The sequence below is a fragment of the Janthinobacterium pasteuri genome (assembly GCF_051380775.1).
Classification (GTDB): domain Bacteria; phylum Pseudomonadota; class Gammaproteobacteria; order Burkholderiales; family Burkholderiaceae_D; genus Janthinobacterium.
Genome location: NZ_JBNYXS010000025.1, coordinates 61995 through 79527, shown reverse-complemented (window position 1 = coordinate 79527; position 17533 = coordinate 61995). Strand labels below are relative to the sequence as shown.

Genomic DNA, 17533 nt, shown 5'->3' with positions numbered 1-17533 from the left:
AGCCACACACGCCGAGCGCATCGCCAATTCTTGCTGACGGGCCTCCAGCGCAAAAATGATTGCGAACACCTGCTCAATTGAAAATGTGACTGTTTTGTAATTTTGTGTAACTGACATTTTGCCCATACTGGCCTCCCCAGGCTGTTGTGCATCCCCGGCAAAGGAGTCAAGCGGCCCGCGTGGTGCGGCTTTGCCTGGGGAGCGATGAGTTACCGCTCGACAGGTGCGACTCTATATCGAGATGATCGATATAGTCAAGTGCTCGATAAAGTGAGTGTCTCGATGGTTGTTATATCGAGACGCTTGATGTACATTCCGCTTATACCTGCCATCCGGCTGGGAAAGCCCTGGGAAGCTCACATGAACACCATTGAATACATCGACACGGCGAAGACTCGCCTGGGTGTTGATAGCGACTATGCGCTTGCGAAGGCGCTCAAAATTACGCCGTCAACAATTTACGGATACCGCGCCGGCCGAAGCCACATGGATGACGAAACTGCCTTGAAAATTGCCAAGTTACTTGGCATTCATGCTGGATTTGTTCTGCTCGATATGCACCGTGAACGCGCCAAGACGCCGCAGGAGCGATCTGCTTGGCAGGAGATTTTCGAGGGTTTTCTCACACTGTTGCCACACGCTAAAACGGCCCGGAGCCTTGCGCTCCCCCGGTAGCAACAGATTATTTTTTAGCAGCAAATGACGCGCTATTTATATTATGTCAAATGAAGAGCGGAGGTTACAGATACTTATAGTGGCATTTCCCAAGTGCCGCCCCGCACATCTATGAAGTATTAGTCCCCGGGAAATTTGTACAATCCAGACTCCCAGGGGCTGCACACGACATCAATCCTCTTCACCTACACATCGAGATCTTCTCTTCATTGCTTAACTACGTCATGCAAGCATTACTTCCCGAATCCTGTCCGCCAAGAACGTTTCCTCTGGACGGTCCGTCGGAGCAAGAGCCTTGGTTTGCAGTATCGAGACGAGATCGTCGTCAAGTACCGGGATAATGAGTTCTCGTTTGTCCTTCCAAAGGTCGCGGCACCGATCAATTAGGCGTTTATAATTCTCCACGGAGCGACACAGTAACATCCCAAAGTTACCCCTATTAACCGTAAAACGCCCCGCAAGTTGATCCAGTTCCGGGTTTCCTATTTCGCGACCGTAATTCTTACATTCGATCATAATGTAAGGACAAGCCACCTTCTTTATTTGATGCAAATCAAAAAGCTGGCCGCTTCGCGCAGCATTATCAAATGTAATGTCAATACGTTTTCGACCATCGTTAATGCCAACCTCTTTCTTCGGACAAGAGAGCGTCGGATGAAATATGAGTTCCAATATTCCGACAATCAAACTGTGATAATTTCCAGCATCCTCAGCACCAACAGGTGTATTTATCAATGTTTGAATCAGGTATGCGCACAAATCACCTATGTTTGTCGTCGAATTCAACTCAGAGTTATCCAGCGGTTTCGCATTTCCTTTTGTGAAATCTTTAAAATCCTTAAAGACTTTTGGATGTTTTGCGGTGAACTCCGCAACATAATCTTTGTTCGGTGGTACAACGAATTTTGCTAGGTCTTTTTTTGTTACATAGGAGTCACCAACCTCCTGCCCTTTTTTTGCTTTCCTGTGACGAACATGAGGACCATTGGATGCAATCTCCTGGATTTTTACAAAGTTCAACACGAAGTGTCGATGGTATCTATCAAAATCGAATGCAATTCCCCGGGAAACAAGACTCTTTGGAACGAGAAGAATAGGCTCGTCATCTATAACCAACATCGTCTCGTGCGAACTTTCCCATTGTCGAGTATCCGCATTCCACCACGGATTTGTGGCTATGCCGTCTATCATTGGAATACCATGAAGTTCGCATTGACTCTGGGTATACTCGATCAAATTTTTCCTAATGATGTTGGTCGTCATGTCAGATACCTTATCCGGCCCAACACCATGAACGAAAATACGAAAATCCTCTAGATCGTGAAGTACACCGGTCACAATAGCCTTACTCGCCATGATACTTTCAAAGATTTCACCAGCCTGTTCATCGCCAACCCCGCGCCCTTTTGGTTTGCCTTTCGATGATCCAAGGCAAGTCTCATTTGGTTCGGAAAGATATGAAAATAGTTCTCTAGCTCTCTCTTGCTCACCCTGTTGAATAAGCTCCAAAAAAAACGAAAAAAAGTCTGAAATTGTATTATGACAACGATCTGCAAATGCATGATTGGACGCCCCAATCAACTGTGAGTCGATGTATAGCTGAATATCGCGCTCGGGATCAATGTCCACAAAATCTAGCTCGGCCTGAGTCTTTTTAAGATTGAATATTTTGCTGATCTGCATACTGTCCTTGAATGTTTTCCTTACTTTGCGAACGCAAAGCGATCACCTCACAGAGGCGACACGCACAGATACAGTCGGGACAAAAAAATCACATCCCAATTGACAAAAATATTATAGCACCAATACATTCAAGGAAAACAACATCAACCTTTAACACTATTATCGTTAAATTGATCACTCAAAATCGCCACGTCTAGCTCTTACGCAGAACGCATGACAACGGCATTCATCTTTAAAACAGCGTTCACAGACCCGCAACCGCAAGCAATACCGCGCCTGCTGCACCGCCCATTTCGGCACCCCAAGCATGTACATAAAATCGCCTAGCATCCTCGTGCGGTTCACCGCCCGCCAGTTAGTCCGCCTGGAATTTCGAATTATCCAGTACTGATTGCGAAATTCATCCTCAATTTGCTCAAGTACCCGCAGTGTATTAGCATCAAAATTTGCCATATCACGTCCCTCCTCCTCATCAATCAAGGTGGAGTAACTGTCAGAACGGACAATCGTCCACCACTTGTGGCAATCCCGGGGCCGTCGCCAGAAACACGACGCCTAGATTGTTGTTACACCAGGTCTGTAGGCCGTCCATGCAATGACCTGATAGCGCCTGAAATGCGACCTGCGCAGCACGCAGCATGTTTGTACAAAACGGCACCCGCCATACATCGACTTCCGGCACCACGATGCCCCTGGAGCGGAAGTAGCGTTTCTGGTCAAGCGCCCTGCACTGCATTTCTTTGCCGCAGTACTTTGCTATGTAGCTGGCGATCTTGTGCGCTCCGGCCACGCCGAAACCGAAACGGTGCGGGTCGCGAACGTGGACTTGGCCCATCTGTTCACCGTTCGGGCCGCGCCCCAGGATGCTTTGCCAGATGGAGCGCAGCAGCGCATACATTTGCCTTCCGGCGACAGCCACATGAAAATGCAAGGCACCTCTGGCTTGCTCCTCAATGACCGCTACATAATGAAATTGTTTATGCTTACCAAGCTTTCGACAAAACGCCTTCCAGTGTTTTAATGCAAGTTCGCGGTCCAACATGTTTTCTCTGTAGGTCAATGTGACCATGCGATCAGCGCCGATTTGCTTGCAGCAAAGACGCACATTCTTTTTTGCGCGCCTGCCCGCATCATCGTCATTCGCCTCGCGCTGGCTCGATTCGCCGCGTTTCGCCTGCGGTTTGCGCTGCAGCGCTGGACCGATAAAGAAACGTTCCTTGACGACAGTAACTTCGCACTGTCCGTCTGGAAATACACGGCGTCGTGCAGTATAGGTATCGTTCCAGGTATTCTTAATACCATCATCGTTCCAATAGTCGGGCCTGCTTGTATCAATATCTTGCTCAGCAGTAGAGAAATCTATTGACGAAATCGTGCTTTCATCATCTAATTCACTCATTCGGTACTCCTGTGTGGCAGGTTTATCGAAGGCTCCAAGCATTTTGCCGATGCTTGGAGTTTTTTTATGGAAAAACAGAATCAAGTTCTTTACTGCAAGTGCCGAATCTCCTGTTGTGTGCTTAAGTGTCCCTAATATAAATTTAGGCCGCCTTGCGGCGGCCGCCGCTGCAAGCAGCGCGACCGCCACTCGTTGCCTGTTGATAATGTTGTCTTCATGAATGGGGCCTGTATTCGACGTGTGACACCTGAGAAATAAATAGCGCTAAAGTCTGCCCGCTAAAACTTTTTAAACTATGCGGGCCAGCCGCATCACATACCCACTCAGTCAATGGGCTGTTACCCCAACCTCCACAGCCGATTCCTGACGCACAAAAGATTTTGCCCGCCCTGCGGGCCGCTTGTACTGTCAAGGCCATCCCAGGCCGCTAATTGAGCGCGGACGCCACGCGGGCGCTGAGGATAAGCACCAGGTCTGTATGTGAGTCGGAAGACGTGCCACCGCCCCAGGAGCGCGGCAGAAAGGAAAATCCGCTGTGCGCCATAGTCGAGCGCGTGTCGTCCAGGCCTCCAATAATCACCACTTCACCATCGGCTATGGTCACGGAGGTTTTCACCTGGCGCTTAAGCAGCGTGGGCGAACCCGTCACGCCATTGACCGTGGATTGAAAGGACGATACTTGCCCATCGACGGCCAGCGACAAGCGCCCAGGGCCAGCGGCACGCGGCGTCACATCGAGAATCACGCCCGATGGCCGGTAGACGATGTTTTGCACGGCGTTGCCCTGATTGTCGCGGCCCGAACTGGCGATAGTGGGAGTTTCATCCCCGACTGTCAGCAACAAGTGTTCCGCTTCATCGCCCAGGACACGCGAATTCGACACCTGCTTAAAGCGGCCGTCAGCACGCAGCGCGTCAAGCACCAACTGGAAGCCGCCCGCTGACACGCTCAGCGAACCGGTGGACGTAGAGAATGCCGCGCCAAACCGAGAGGCCAGTGTGGAGGCGACCAGCGACAGGCCCCGCGAGGTGGAGTCAGAGCGCAGCACCTCGACAAACGATGCGGATACCTCGACGGTGCGGCCGCGTTCATCGAGCGCTTCGAGCAGGCGGCGCGCATCGGCCGACCGTGCGGCGGGCACGGAGAGCGCCACGACGACACCGGCCAGCCGCGCATACGGCGCACCAAAGGCCGCATTAAGAGCAGCGACAAGGAATTCGGCGGGGCGGTGGCGCGGCGCATAAAGCTCGACCACATCGAAGGCGGCGCCGTCGCGTTCAGGCGGTGAGGCAGCGGCAGACGCGGAAGCAAGGGCCGCTTGCGGTAAGTCGGGCGCGGCTTTATCGACACTGGGAGCCGCCATTTCCAGGTAATACACCCCGTCTTTGATACGGGTTCGAATGCCCTGCGCCCTCAGCAGCCCATCGACAAACGCGGGCACCTCTTCCACGGGCAGGGATTTGATGTTGATACTGAATTGCCTATCAAGGGCCAACACCTCCGGCGAAATCACATAGTCGCGCATCAGCATGTTTTTATATGTCGCCTGCATAAAGGCTACAACAGGCACCGCGGCAAAATTAAGGGTAATGGTGGACGGTCCTAGCGGCTGCGCCGCAATGGGCAGCGAAGCCGCAAGAAAAATCATTGGCAAAAGCAGAACCTTGAGCAGTCGATTCATTGCACACCTCCCCTCACCCATAAGTCTGGCGCGATTTGCGCCTCATACCCGCCCGGGAAAACCTTGAATTGCTGCGGCTGGAAAATCACCCGCCCGTCTGAAAGGAGCAAGGTAATCGCGCCCCCATGATTGAAATAGCCGCGCGCGGTGACGGTGGTAGAAAAGGTGCGCGTATCGGCCATCGGCGCGACAGTTGCTGGCGTGGCCGCGCTGGACGCAGGGTCGTGCAGACCTTTACCGCTAATACTGTGCGTCAGAACGGAATAAGCGCGGGGGACAAACACAACGCCGAGGGCCACGGCCAGCACGGGGATAAATACCCATATCGGCAAGCGGAAGCGCTGTTTGGTATGGACTTCGGCCGACTTGTACCAGGTATAGGCCTTTTTCGGATAGGCCCAGTAACTCTTGACCGCGTTCTTGAGCCCACCAAGACCGTCATTGCACGCATCAAATTCGTACACCATGGCGCGCTGGCCACCGAACAGGCGGCGGAAATGCTTATGCTTGCCGACCAGGGCGCGCACGGAGCCGTCCATAAGCTTGGGATGCTGTGTGGTCAGCCAGATATCGAAACCGTTGTGCCGGTGGACGTTCAGCCACGCCACATGCGGCAGCGGTTTTGATTGGGTGGAGCGTGGCGGAAACGCGCACTGGCATTCATCGATAATGACGAGGGAGCCATGGGGCATGGCTTGCCAATCCGGGATGACCTCCGATAGTCCCAACTGCCCAACGGAGACGGAGAGCAGCGGCATGGCAGCATGCGGAAGGGATAGTTCAGGGATGCCGTGCACGAAAATCGGCCGGGCCTCTTCAGGATGGCGCTCCCACCGGCCCACAAGCGCGGCCAGTTGCTGAACCATGGAGAGCGTTTTGCCCGAGCCGGGCACGCCAGTGTTTAGCTCGATCATGGCGCATCCCGGCTGTCAGCTGGATTTCAGCACGTAGCGTGCCGCGCCGACGCTGGCCCACATGGCCACACGCGCCACATACGCCCCGAACAGCATACCTAAGGATTCAGGAATGCCAGACAGCGACGACAGTTGCAGGACGGCCAGCGGAATAGTCGACCAACTGGCTTGTGCCGACGCGATCAGCTGATCAACCAATGCGGTCACGCCAGTAAAAACCACTGCGGTAAAGCCCAGGGCAATAATTGCCTTGACGACCAAGGGGCCGATCAAGGCCAACAGCCAAGCAGCGATTTGCGTCATGATTTCAACCCTCGCATAAAGATCAGCGCTGCGCCGGCAGCGGCACAGGCGAGAAACAGCGGCCGTAACTTGGTCATAAGGTCGCACATTGGCGTAAAAGCGATCTGACGCGCACCGTACATATCAAAACTGATGGGCGCCGGACAGGTGGCGGACGAGGCAAATATTGTTGGCGTGTAGTTGATCGGCACCTCTTTTCGAGGAATGGCCTCAGCAACGGGCGGCACATCAAACTCGGCACAACCTGCCCTACGCGGATTGTCCTGGCAAGCGTTACGCATGGCTTTGATATCTGCGGCAATCGCTTGCTGGGTGACCTCCCGGTTGTAGTCAGTTGGAAGATCAATTGCAGAATCAGATGGGATTGAGAGACCAGTATTTTCTGTTGTTGTGCTGGTGGAAGGCGGGTTCGACGTTGATTGACCAGTGTTGTTAGTTACCGTTGTAGTTGTCACATTACGCACGTTGTAGCTGATGCTAGTAGCACTACCGTTACCCGATTGCACAGGCGTGATGGTGCTGGATTCTTGACTGGTACGCGTCTGAGGCACACCGTTAGCATCAGTGTACTGCTGAGTAGAGGTTGTTACCTGGGGTGTAGTGACAGGCGGCGCAGTCATGGTGGTTTGCGACGTGGGCGGCACCATTACATCCGCTGAGACAGGCGGTTTACCGTTGGCACGTGCAACGGCATTCACTGCTTGGGCAGCATCCCATGCACGTTTAGCAGTTGCAGCGCCAGTAGTGGCATTAGCAAGAGAGGCATTCAATTTTGCTTCGATGTCAGCATCAGAGGCCGGAGCGCTAGCACCGCTACTATCGCTGACACAACCACGTGTACTACTGAGGGTGGCGCCCGAAGGACAGACAACTTGAAAATTAACGACTTGAGCGCGATCCTGTAGAGGCACTTTGGTACCACACCAAGCATTACCCGCTGTATCAGTAAACATCTGCATCCCAGTTCCCCAACCAGGGTTAAGACTCAGTGCATACTCGCAGGCAGCGGTAGGAGTGCGAAACTGGCCAACTGCGCCAATGACATAAAAGGACCCGCTAGAGGGATCAACCACGGTACCAGCACCAGTAGAGCAAAAGAAATCAGGTGCAGCACACGGGGTCAACCCGGAATCCTTAATAAGATTGTAAATTTCAAATGCAGTCAATACCATCCCAACAGGGCCAGCTAACCCCTTCGCAATTTTAAAGGCTCCAACAGCAGCTTTTGCGACATGCGCCTTAGAGATATTCGTTGTCAACGACACTGGAATATTAAACTTGGTACCGTTTTTAACAGCAGTAGCGACACCGCTGGTAGTCAAGGAAATGCCATTACCTGTCCCCACAGTAGAACCGCTTGTAATAGCAAAGCCAGTCTGAGCAGCTGGAAAATAAGCCGAGTATGGACCAGCCACATTAGATGGTTTTAACAGCGAAACCTCTGCATTTGCAGACGACAGCCAGAGCGCTAGTGGTGCCATTAAAACTACAGAAACGATTTTAATAGTTTTCATTTTTCAGCCCTCGACCAGTCGATAAAGGAGCGAACTTGATAGGCGCACCAGCAGAGAACCACAGCACTCAATATGGCAGCAAATATTTGAAGGCCTGCACTGACGATTGTGCCGTTCTGGCAAGGAGGAAAATCGATGCGATGGACAGCGGAGACGCTAACAGCAGGCGCGCCGGTCATGGAGGTAGTTGTGATGCGGACCATTAGTGCGCCATCCGGAGTTGCGGCCGTACAGCTGGCGGTTTGAATCCCGCTACCGTCAGGTAGAACGATAGTAGCGGGTGGAAAAGAAGCACAGGCAGCGGCCGCAGCGTCTGCTGTTGAGGCGTAACACCACGGCCCGACCTGGTAAGACATGTTAGCCGCCTGCTTTCTTGCTGATGAACGAGTACACCTTGGTCACGCCAAAAATGGCGACGCTCAAGGCAATCAGCGCGCCGATCACGGCGAGAATTGCCGTTTGCGCTTCGGTAATGCCAGCGGTCATGGCTGCGGTATCAACGGCCGCGAAAGCAGGTACGGAAAGTACTGCTGTCAGCACCGCAGGAGCAACCTTTTTCAACGACAGGTGTTTCTTCAACATGATGACTCCCCTTCTATGCCGGAGTTCGCCGGCGCGATTCGGCAAAATGCCGTAAAACAAGTTGATTAGGTGGCTGCCGCCGGCGCGCTCGATGTGTGGCGATGCGATGGCCGTTGCGGCTCATCTTTGATTGCTTCGATGGAGAACACTTCGGCACCCACACGCTTATCCCGGGAAATGGCAACGTCGAATTCCACCTCATACGTGCCTGGTACTGTGTCCTTGAATTTTTCTGGCAGCAGCAGCTCACCGACGAGCGGCTCAACGAGATTGGTGGCGCGATTGATCTTGTGCACGATGCACTGCGCCATCCTCATGTCGTAATCGTTGCCCGTTTTTTTGGAACGGCCAGCGACTTGAGTGATGTGCAGGATCTGGATAGTGTGTTTCATGGCTTGCCCCTTTTTTCGCCCGCTAGAGCGATTGATGAAATGCCGGATTGGCGTGAGAAGTCAGAAGTAACCGCACTGCTATCGAGGAAGCTTGATAGCGGGAAAGCTCATCAATCACGGCATCGAGCTTTGCTATCTCTGCAAGTTGCAGGTCAATCTGGTGCGTGAGGTCCGCTGGAAGCAAAGGAAGAAGAGCAAGCTGCTCCTGCCCTTCGGCACGGCGCGACAGGAGCGCCAAAATGGATTCGTTCACAGCGTCATCACTCAAGACAAATTGGCTAGCCATGCTGCCCCCAATTTCGCCCACTAGAGCGATTTGAAATATCTACGAATGTGCTAGGATGAAGAAGCGTACTAGGCGAAAAGCTATACCGGTCGTACTAATACACGTTAGTACTCCGAACGGAATAACTGAAATGGATAATTTCTATGAAATATTCTGACTTGATAGAAATGGCACTAAAGGGGCGTTCCGTCAATTCAATGGCGAGAACGTGGGGTGTACCGCAGCCAACTTTAGCGCGGTATATGCAGGGCAATAGATTGCCTGACTATGATCTTGCCCTAAAGATTGCAATCGAGGCGGGCGTGGAGCCTGGAGAAGCATTCATTGCTCTAGCCGAAGAGCAACGAAATTTGAAGTCGAAGAACTTTAAGTTACAGGGAGGTTTTGTACAAATCACTCCCCTCCTCTCTATGGCAATAGGCACTGCAACTATGCTAGTTCTTTATATTATGTAAAATCATAGAGAGGGAGTGGAAGGTACTTTTAGCATTTAGCATTTAGCATCATCCCCGTCCCTCGTACGCCCCCAGCATTTTGAATACTCACGCGAGAGAGTCCGCCCGCTATACCGCCAAATCGAGCAGCGCCAGAAAGCTTCTCTTCACTTGATCTGGCGTCCGTTCAAGTGTCGAGAATGCAGTCTGATCTATCGAGTATCCAGACGCTATGCAAGCGCGAAGATCCCCATGCCCGGGAGCATGGGGACGAAGAAAACGAGCGGCTTGATCCCTCCTGACGCCAGCGACGCCACTGCCGGACCGGGGAAATAGCCAGCCAGTCCCCATCCGATTCCAAATCGCAGCTGCCAGTCCTCCACTGCCTGGGTGGAGCCACATATCATCCAGCCTTTTCCAGCGTGGCCGACGGCGACGCAATTTTGTGATCCAGATCCGGTCGCCGCCATGGATCGATATGCGTCATCAGATTGAGAACCCGATTTACGTGTGTGCAAATCATGCACGCCGCTGATGCCGGAAGTCGTTAATCGTGGCTCGCGAATTGCATTGAGTTCTATCTCGTCAACCGCTCTACCCATCAATTCATGCAGCGCGTCCCAGGCAAAGGACTTGGTGCCAGTGCGGAAAAATATCTCCTTAATATCAATACCGCGACAGCACCGCAAGCCTTGCCGTTTCGCTCTTTTTCCTAAAAATTTCATCCTATCCCGTGCTTTTAGCCCTAACTGTGGTGATAATAGTGTTACACCCTCGACTATGGAGCGCAAATGCGTCGGATTTTGCTGGCAATGAGTTTGACCCTGCACGACGTCTCTGCAGAGCAAGCCGTGATGACCTGGCTGATTCCGGATTTGCCCCCGATATCGATACGCAGCAATGACAAGCCAGGGGCCGGAATTATCGACAAAGAAATCGCCTACGTAGCCGCGCATTGGCCCGAGGTCGAGCACCGCTTCGTCTACGCCAATTTGAAACGCAGCTGGGCCATGTTGAAAGCTGGCCTGCCTGCCTGCTATTCCTTCGCCTTGATCAATCCCGAGCGACTGAAAGTCGCTTACATTGTCGAAACAGGCATGCTGCCTCCCTTGCATTTGCTGGCGCGCTCCGAGGTGGCGGGCGCCCTGCCGCTCACCAGGCAGGAAGTCGATTTGCCACTGCTGCTTTCTATGCACGAACTGCATGGCTTGATCAGTGAAAAGCGCAGTTTCGGCAAGCCGCTCGACAACATGCTGCGCCAGCGGCCTGCTGACGCCTCGCTCACGCTGACCACGATCAACAACTACGGCGAAACGATCTTCTCGATGATGCTGCTCAAGCGCGTCGACTATACGATCGACTATGATTTCATCCTCTCTTATTACCAAAGCCGTAACCATAAACTGGCCGGGGTACGCAGCTTCCCCATCGCCAACAATGTAGAACCAGTCAAGTTCGGCTTCGCCTGCCCGAAGACGGCTTGGGGCAAGGCGACGGCACGAAAGATAGACGGCATTCTGGGGACCCGGGACGGGGCGCAGGCGATGCGTCACAGCGTGGAAGCCTGGCTGAGCCAGGATACACGCCGACGCTACGCAGATCAATTCGGTGTGTTCTACCGGCGGCGCGAAACACCGATGCTGCCTCTCGATGGCCCGTAAACATGCAGACTGCTATCGCATTGTTGAGCGAAAGACGGATTTTTCCATGCCCAGCATAGCCGGACTCATGCTGCCACGTTCAAGCGCGCTATCATGACCACCCGCACATTGTTCCCAAATGAACAGCATGAATCATAGTTAATTCCTACCGATTCAATAAAAACAATTAATTTTAAGAATCAATCTTTGGTGCTTATACTCGACGTATGTAGTTCGATTTCGAACCATGTTGCATTCTCCCGACTTTTTTTAGAGACAGGATCAGCGATGAGTACAGGAAAAACAGCAGCTAAATGCCCCTTCAATGCTGCAGCGGGTGCAGGCACGACTAACCGGGATTGGTGGCCGCAGCAGTTGCGCCTCGATTTACTGCACCAGCATTCGTCGAAATCGGATCCGATGTCGCAAGAATTCGATTACGCTGCGGCCTTCAAAACGCTCGATTTGCCAGCGTTGAAACAGGATCTCACCGCCTTAATGACTGATTCACAGGATTGGTGGCCGGCCGACTTCGGGCACTATGGCGGTCTGTTTGTACGCATGGCATGGCACAGCGCCGGCACCTACCGTACAGGCGATGGCCGCGGCGGTGCCGGCCGTGGCCAGCAGCGCTTCGCACCACTGAACAGCTGGCCCGACAACGTCAACCTGGACAAGGCACGTCGCTTGCTGTGGCCCATCAAGCAGAAATATGGCAAGCACATCTCTTGGGCCGACCTGTATATTTTGACCGGCAACGTGGCGCTCGAAAGCATGGGTTTCCACACGCTGGGCTTCGCTGGCGGCCGGGCGGACGTATGGGAACCGGACCAGGATGTGTACTGGGGCCGGGAAAACAAATGGCTGGCCGGCGACGTGCGTTACTCACTAGGTTCGCCCGGAGTCGACCAGGTCAACGCCGTGCTGCCGAAAGACGACGATAGCGAAGTGCCACATACGCGCGATCTCGAAAATCCCTTGGCCGCCGTGCAGATGGGACTGATCTACGTCAACCCGGAAGGTCCGGACGGCAAGCCAGATCCGCTCGCCTCTGCCATCGACATCCGTGACACCTTCGCGCGTATGGCGATGAACGATGAAGAAACCGTCGCGCTGATTGCCGGCGGCCATACCTTCGGCAAAACCCACGGCGCCGCCGCCGCAGAACACGTCAGTTCTGAACCTGAAGCAACCGATATCGAAGCGCAGGGATTGGGCTGGGCCAACAGCTATGGCACCGGAAAAGGTGGCGACACCATCTCGAGTGGCCTGGAAGTGACGTGGACCAGCACGCCTACGCAGTGGAGCAACAATTATTTCGAGAACTTGTTCGGCTTCGAATGGGAATTGACGCAGAGTCCGGCTGGCGCACACCAGTGGGTCGCCAAAGGCGGCGACGGACTCATCCCGGATGCCCATGACGCCGGCAAACGCCATCGCCCTACCATGCTGACAACTGACTTGGCGCTGCGCATGGACCCGGCTTACGAAAAAATCTCCCGGCGATTCTTTGAAAACCCGGACCAGTTCGCCGATGCATTTGCGCGCGCCTGGTTCAAGCTGACCCACCGCGACATGGGCCCGCGTTCGCGTTACCTTGGCGCCGAAGTACCAAAAGAAGTATTCATTTGGCAAGATCCTGTCCCCGGCGTCGATCACGCTCTGGTCGATGAGCAGGACGTCGCGGCGCTGAAAGAAAAGCTGCAGGCATCGGGCTTGACGGTTGCCCAGCTCGTCGCCACGGCGTGGGCTTCGGCATCGAGCTTTCGCGGCTCGGACAAGCGCGGTGGCGCAAACGGCGCCCGGGTTCGCCTCGCGCCGCAAAAGGACTGGGCTGTCAACCAGCCGGAACAGCTCAGCGAGGTACTCGCCATCCTGTCGCAGATTGCCCAGGCGTTCAACACCGGCGGCAAGTACATATCGCTGGCCGACCTGATCGTCCTGGCAGGCAATGTTGGCGTCGAGCAGGCAGCAAAGAATGCTGGCCACGCGGTCATCGTGCCGTTCACCCCAGGTCGCACGGATGCTTCCCAAGAGCAAACGGATGTGCAGTCATTCGAGCCACTCGAACCGATTGCCGACGGCTTCCGCAATTACCTGAAGACGCATTACAGTGTGCCTGCCGAGGTGCTGCTGGTCGATAAAGCGCAATTGCTGACCTTGACGGCGCCAGAATTGACGGTGCTGATTGGCGGAATGCGGGTGCTGAACACGAATGTCGGCGGCAGCCAGGATGGCGTGCTCACCCAGCGACCAGGCGCTTTGAGCAACGACTTTTTTGTCGAACTGCTTGATATGAATACGCAGTGGGCACCGGTTTCGCGCACCCTGGACCGGTTCGAGGGACGTGATCGCAAGACGGGCGCGCACAAATGGAACGCCTCGCGCGTCGATCTGGTATTTGGCTCGCACGCCCAGCTGCGCGCAATCGCCGAGGTATACGCCAGCGCCGATGCGGCCACGAAGTTTGTGCACGATTTTGTGGCTGCATGGACCAAGGTGATGAACCTCGACCGTTTCGACACGAATTTGGCCCCTTCTGTGAATTAAGCAATTGAATGAAACGGTCCGCCCAGCTTGCGGACCGTTCACTCGCACGACGTCTCACTGCCTGCACAGCTGTTCCAGCCGCAGCTGATCGTCCGCCGCCACAAAACACGCCGATTGCCAGTGCTGCGTGCGCTGGGCTTGGCCAGATTCAGGCACACACCACGGCGGATAGACGCGCAGCGCGCGCTTGCCGCCACTGCCCGCGCGCGACATCACGCCCCGTTCCAGCAGCACGGCACGGGAAAAGACAAAGAAGCCATGCTGCGCGCCGTCGCCCACGGCGATGATGACGACATCGACGGGGTCCGCTTCATCCAGCGGGGCGATCTCGGCATCGGCATGGGGGCGCTTCCAGACGGTGACGAACTGGCCGCTTTTCGTCGGCGTGGTTTTCGCCATGCGCAAGAGCAGCCGCTGGCCATGCAATTCGGCACGGCAAGCGCCATAGTCCGCGCTTTCCGCTTCCGGCACGGGCGCTTGCGGCAAGCCCAGGAAAGCCCATGGGCTGGCCTTCATTGCGCACTGAACTCGGCTGCGGCCTTGGCCGCCCACAGCGCCTCGGCGTGGCTGGCGAACGGGCTGTCGTAGCCGTCGACCTTGCCATCTTCATCGACAAAATACAGCCACCAGCCGTCGGCCTGCTCGCGGATGGCCGTCTGGCCCGGCGCGCAGTAGGCTGCCACATCCTGAGTCGATGCGAGGGTGGCGATGGTGATGCCGCGGTGAATAACATGCTCGGGAGTCATGGGAAATAGGTCCTGCGAAAAAAATCAATGGCCTTAGTGTAGCCGCGCCGGCGACTCCTGGCCAGTGCGCTACACTGCTCTTTCAAACGGAGGACAACATGGCATCACAGCAAGGCACCGTGGATTTTTTGCTTGACCAGATGGCGGGCGCAGGCAGCGTCAACGCGAAAAAAATGTTTGGCGAATATGGCTTGTATTGCGACGGCAAGATGTTCGCCATCGTCGCCGACGACCAGCTGTTCATCAAGCCGACGGACGCGGGCCGCGCCTGGATCAGCGCGCAAGGCACGCTGCAGGAAGCGCCGCCCTACCCGCAAGCCAAGCCCTACTTTTTGATCGATGGCGGGCTGTGGGACGAGCGCGACTGGCTGAGCCAGCTGGCGCGGCGCACGGCGGACGCCTTGCCGCTGCCAAAACCCAAGCCGCCGCCCAAGCCTAAAAAACCGGCGTCAGCCATCTAATACGCTGTTTTCGCACGCCTGGCCCTGACGGAAACACGCCAGGTTGTGATAAGTGATGGCGGCGATCTCGCGCAGCGCTTCGATGGTAAAGAAGCCCTGGTGGCCCGTCACCAGCACGTTCGGGAAGGTCATCAAACGCTGGAAGATGTCGTCGTCGATGATGTCGGACGAGCGGTCCTGGAAGAACAGATTGCTTTCCTGCTCGTACACATCGATGGCAAGCGAACCCAGCTGGCGCGATTTCAGTGCTTCGATGACGGCGCCCGTGTCGATCAGGCCGCCACGCGAAGTGTTCACCAGCATGGCGCCCTTCTTCATCAGCGGCAGCGTTGCTTCGCTGATCATGTGGCGCGTGCTTTCCATCAGGGGGCAATGCAGGGAAACGATGTCGGATTCGGCCAGCAGCTGCGACAATTCCACCATCGTGCCCAGTTCTGCGAACGCGGGCGCCGGATACGGGTCGTGGCCCAGCACCGTGCAACCAAAACCCTTGAAAATGCGCGCCGTGGCCAGGCCGATCTTGCCCGTGCCGACGATGCCCACCGTCTTGCCGTGCAAGGTGGCGCCCAGCAAGCCGTCCAGCGAGAAATTGCCTTCGCGCACGCGGGCATACGCGCGGTGCGTGTGGCGGTTCAGGGTTTGCACCAGGGCCAGGGTGTACTCGGCCACGGCTTCCGGCGAATACGCGGGCACGCGGGCGACAAACAGGCCCAGGCGCTTCGCCGCTTCCAGGTCGAGGTTGTTGTAGCCGGCGCAGCGCAGCAGGATGGCGCGCACGCCGTAGCCGTGCAGCGATTCCAGCACTTGCGCGTCAAGCACGTCGTTGACGAACACGCAAACAGCCTCGGCACCTTGCGCCAGAACCACGGTTTCCTGGCTCAGCAAGGCGCTGTGGTAAACCAGTTCGATGCCGGCGGAGTCGGGCTGGGACGGCAAGCCTTCATCGAAGAAGCGGCGATCGTAGGGCTGGCTGGCAAAGAAGGCGATTTTCATGGAGAATCCTGGAACTTGCTGAATGGCAAAACAACATCATAGCGCAAGCGCCCTGCCCCACGGCGTACGCCTGGCGTCCTTGGTTGTCTATTTGGGCTCGCGGGGCAAGGTCAAGGCATGGCGCAGGTACGCCGTCTCATCCGCGTGCTGCGCATGGTAGCGTTCGCGCTCGGCGCGCATGGCCGCATGTTGGGCGACCATGCCGCTTTCCGTCAGCTCGACGCCGAAGTCCGCCGGCGGCCGTGGCGCGCCGCCGAACAGGCGCGCCAGGATGAAGTGGCCCACATTGTCGCGGTAGTGCGACGCTTCCCAGTAGTAGCGCATTTCGCGTGCGCCCGTCACTTGCGGGATCGGCTCGCTGGTGATGCTGTTGAAGCCTGAAAAATCGTACACGCGCACGTCGCAGCCCTGGCGCCGGTAGCGCCCGGCCATCTGTGCCAGGTCGCGCTGCCACTGTTGCATGGCGTCCCACTTGCCGCGCCAGTACAGAGCGTCGAGCGTCAGCGCATGCGTGGGATTGATGTACAGGCGCAGGCGCGTGCCGCTCCGGCACAGCTTGCCGACGCTCGCATCGAAGGCTTGCAGCGCGGGCAGCGTCGGCCCCAGGCCGTCGCCGAATTCCTGCAAGCGCGGCGTGAACGCACGCGCCGTGCCAGCCCAGCCATGGTTGCGGCTGGTGATGCAGGACTGGTCGCGCTGGCCGTGCAGGGCCAGACTGGACAGGCACGCGCCGTCATAACTGCCGCTGAGGATGCGCCACGTGTCGCGCGTCATGTCCAGGCTCAGGCCGCGCCTGATGTTGAGCAAGGCGCGCCGCGCGAAAAAGGCGGGGCCGCCCTCCGTCAGGCCCGGCTCCACGCCGGCCGAACCCTGTTCCAGGGAAAACGAGGGCGCGTCGATGCCCCACACCATGGTGTCGACTTGGCTGACCCTGGCCGCGTGCTCGGCCAGCAAGATGGCGTCGCCAATCGAGGCGCCCGAGACGGCGCTATTGAAGACGCTTTTGCCATCGAACAAGGCACGCACGCCTGTCGGCAAGCCCATTTCCGTGCGCGAGTTGCCGATGTAGACGACGGCGGGCCGGTAACGCGCCACTGCATACGTCTTGCCCCACACGGCCAGCTTTTCATACGTGGGACGCAGGCGCTGCACCAGGGGCGTGTCCCACTGGTGCAGCAAATACGGATCGACGCGGTAATTCACGGCTGAAACGAGGGCCAGCGCGGCCAGCACGCAGGCGCAAAAGATGGCGAGGTAGCGGCGGGCGTTGGTTTCCATGC

Annotated in this window: 19 protein-coding genes; 5 read left to right on the top strand and 14 right to left on the bottom strand. The window is 56.0% G+C overall.

Annotated elements, in window-relative coordinates; genetic code table 11:
• The first annotated feature begins 360 nt into the window (after positions 1-360).
• A complete protein-coding gene (locus tag ACQ4WN_RS21730; RefSeq protein ID WP_436553397.1) occupies positions 361-675 on the top strand; it encodes a helix-turn-helix domain-containing protein in 315 nt (104 codons plus the stop codon).
• Positions 676-897: 222 nt separating this feature from the next.
• Here ACQ4WN_RS21730 and ACQ4WN_RS21725 read toward each other — a convergent pair whose 3' ends face one another.
• The 9 genes from ACQ4WN_RS21725 to ACQ4WN_RS21685 all read right to left on the bottom strand — a co-directional run bounded on the left by ACQ4WN_RS21725 (position 898) and on the right by ACQ4WN_RS21685 (position 9429).
• Positions 898-2358 carry a DUF8370 family protein gene (locus ACQ4WN_RS21725; protein ID WP_436553396.1) on the bottom strand — a complete coding sequence of 487 codons (1461 nt, stop codon included), beginning with the start codon at positions 2356-2358 and terminating at the stop codon, positions 898-900.
• A 493-nt stretch (positions 2359-2851) separates the two neighbouring features.
• Positions 2852-3946, bottom strand: a complete 1095-nt coding sequence (locus ACQ4WN_RS21720) for a rolling circle replication-associated protein (RefSeq protein ID WP_436553395.1) — start codon at positions 3944-3946, stop codon at positions 2852-2854.
• A 238-nt stretch (positions 3947-4184) separates the two neighbouring features.
• Positions 4185-5438 (bottom strand): type II secretion system protein GspD, encoded by a 1254-nt coding sequence (locus tag ACQ4WN_RS21715; protein WP_436553394.1) that lies wholly within the window; start codon positions 5436-5438, stop codon positions 4185-4187.
• Positions 5435-6352: a zonular occludens toxin domain-containing protein gene (locus tag ACQ4WN_RS21710; RefSeq protein WP_436553393.1), complete on the bottom strand. Its 918-nt coding sequence runs from the start codon at positions 6350-6352 to the stop codon at positions 5435-5437. The genes ACQ4WN_RS21715 and ACQ4WN_RS21710 overlap by 4 nt, the downstream gene beginning before the upstream one ends.
• 15 nt (positions 6353-6367) lie before the next feature.
• On the bottom strand, positions 6368-6655 hold the full coding sequence (locus tag ACQ4WN_RS21705; protein ID WP_436553392.1) for a DUF2523 domain-containing protein: 288 nt from the start codon (positions 6653-6655) through the stop codon (positions 6368-6370).
• Complete coding sequence (locus ACQ4WN_RS21700) at positions 6652-8169, bottom strand: virulence factor TspB C-terminal domain-related protein (RefSeq protein ID WP_436553391.1); 1518 nt, start codon at positions 8167-8169, stop codon at positions 6652-6654. The genes ACQ4WN_RS21705 and ACQ4WN_RS21700 overlap by 4 nt, the downstream gene beginning before the upstream one ends.
• A 357-nt stretch (positions 8170-8526) precedes the next feature.
• Positions 8527-8751 (bottom strand): hypothetical protein, encoded by a 225-nt coding sequence (locus ACQ4WN_RS21695; protein WP_436553390.1) that lies wholly within the window; start codon positions 8749-8751, stop codon positions 8527-8529.
• Positions 8752-8816: 65 nt separating this feature from the next.
• Positions 8817-9143 (bottom strand): hypothetical protein, encoded by a 327-nt coding sequence (locus tag ACQ4WN_RS21690; RefSeq protein ID WP_436553389.1) that lies wholly within the window; start codon positions 9141-9143, stop codon positions 8817-8819.
• Between the two features lie 22 nt (positions 9144-9165).
• Entirely contained in the window at positions 9166-9429 is a 264-nt protein-coding gene (locus ACQ4WN_RS21685; RefSeq protein WP_436553388.1) for a hypothetical protein, read from the bottom strand.
• A 143-nt stretch (positions 9430-9572) separates the two neighbouring features.
• Between ACQ4WN_RS21685 and ACQ4WN_RS21680 the strand changes: the two genes are divergently transcribed.
• Positions 9573-9884, top strand: a complete 312-nt coding sequence (locus tag ACQ4WN_RS21680) for a helix-turn-helix domain-containing protein (protein WP_305051989.1) — start codon at positions 9573-9575, stop codon at positions 9882-9884.
• A gap of 209 nt (positions 9885-10093) precedes the next feature.
• Here ACQ4WN_RS21680 and ACQ4WN_RS21675 read toward each other — a convergent pair whose 3' ends face one another.
• The gene (locus ACQ4WN_RS21675) at positions 10094-10588 is read right to left on the bottom strand and encodes a DUF6691 family protein (RefSeq protein ID WP_436553387.1); all 495 of its coding nucleotides are present in this window, start codon (positions 10586-10588) and stop codon (positions 10094-10096) included.
• Between the two features lie 66 nt (positions 10589-10654).
• Here ACQ4WN_RS21675 and ACQ4WN_RS21670 point away from each other — a divergent pair, with 66 nt between their 5' ends.
• Positions 10655-11524 carry a TIGR02285 family protein gene (locus ACQ4WN_RS21670; RefSeq protein ID WP_436553386.1) on the top strand — a complete coding sequence of 290 codons (870 nt, stop codon included), beginning with the start codon at positions 10655-10657 and terminating at the stop codon, positions 11522-11524.
• A gap of 267 nt (positions 11525-11791) precedes the next feature.
• Positions 11792-14053: a catalase/peroxidase HPI gene (katG, locus tag ACQ4WN_RS21665; RefSeq protein WP_436553385.1), complete on the top strand. Its 2262-nt coding sequence runs from the start codon at positions 11792-11794 to the stop codon at positions 14051-14053.
• Between the two features lie 54 nt (positions 14054-14107).
• Here the strand turns inward: katG and ACQ4WN_RS21660 are convergent, their stop codons facing one another.
• Together ACQ4WN_RS21660 and ACQ4WN_RS21655 are read right to left on the bottom strand one after the other, a co-directional pair.
• A complete protein-coding gene (locus ACQ4WN_RS21660; protein ID WP_436553384.1) occupies positions 14108-14569 on the bottom strand; it encodes a MepB family protein in 462 nt (153 codons plus the stop codon).
• Positions 14566-14799 carry a hypothetical protein gene (locus ACQ4WN_RS21655; RefSeq protein ID WP_436553383.1) on the bottom strand — a complete coding sequence of 78 codons (234 nt, stop codon included), beginning with the start codon at positions 14797-14799 and terminating at the stop codon, positions 14566-14568. The genes ACQ4WN_RS21660 and ACQ4WN_RS21655 overlap by 4 nt, the downstream gene beginning before the upstream one ends.
• Positions 14800-14897: 98 nt before the next feature.
• Here ACQ4WN_RS21655 and ACQ4WN_RS21650 point away from each other — a divergent pair, with 98 nt between their 5' ends.
• Positions 14898-15260, top strand: a complete 363-nt coding sequence (locus ACQ4WN_RS21650; protein ID WP_436553382.1) for a TfoX/Sxy family protein — start codon at positions 14898-14900, stop codon at positions 15258-15260.
• Here ACQ4WN_RS21650 and ACQ4WN_RS21645 read toward each other — a convergent pair.
• Both ACQ4WN_RS21645 and ACQ4WN_RS21640 read right to left on the bottom strand, forming a co-directional pair.
• On the bottom strand, positions 15249-16253 hold the full coding sequence (locus ACQ4WN_RS21645; RefSeq protein WP_436553381.1) for a 2-hydroxyacid dehydrogenase: 1005 nt from the start codon (positions 16251-16253) through the stop codon (positions 15249-15251). The two genes, ACQ4WN_RS21650 and ACQ4WN_RS21645, sit on opposite strands and share 12 nt — an antisense overlap.
• An 87-nt stretch (positions 16254-16340) precedes the next feature.
• Positions 16341-17531: a hypothetical protein gene (locus ACQ4WN_RS21640; protein ID WP_436553380.1), complete on the bottom strand. Its 1191-nt coding sequence runs from the start codon at positions 17529-17531 to the stop codon at positions 16341-16343.
• Positions 17532-17533 lie beyond the last annotated feature (2 nt).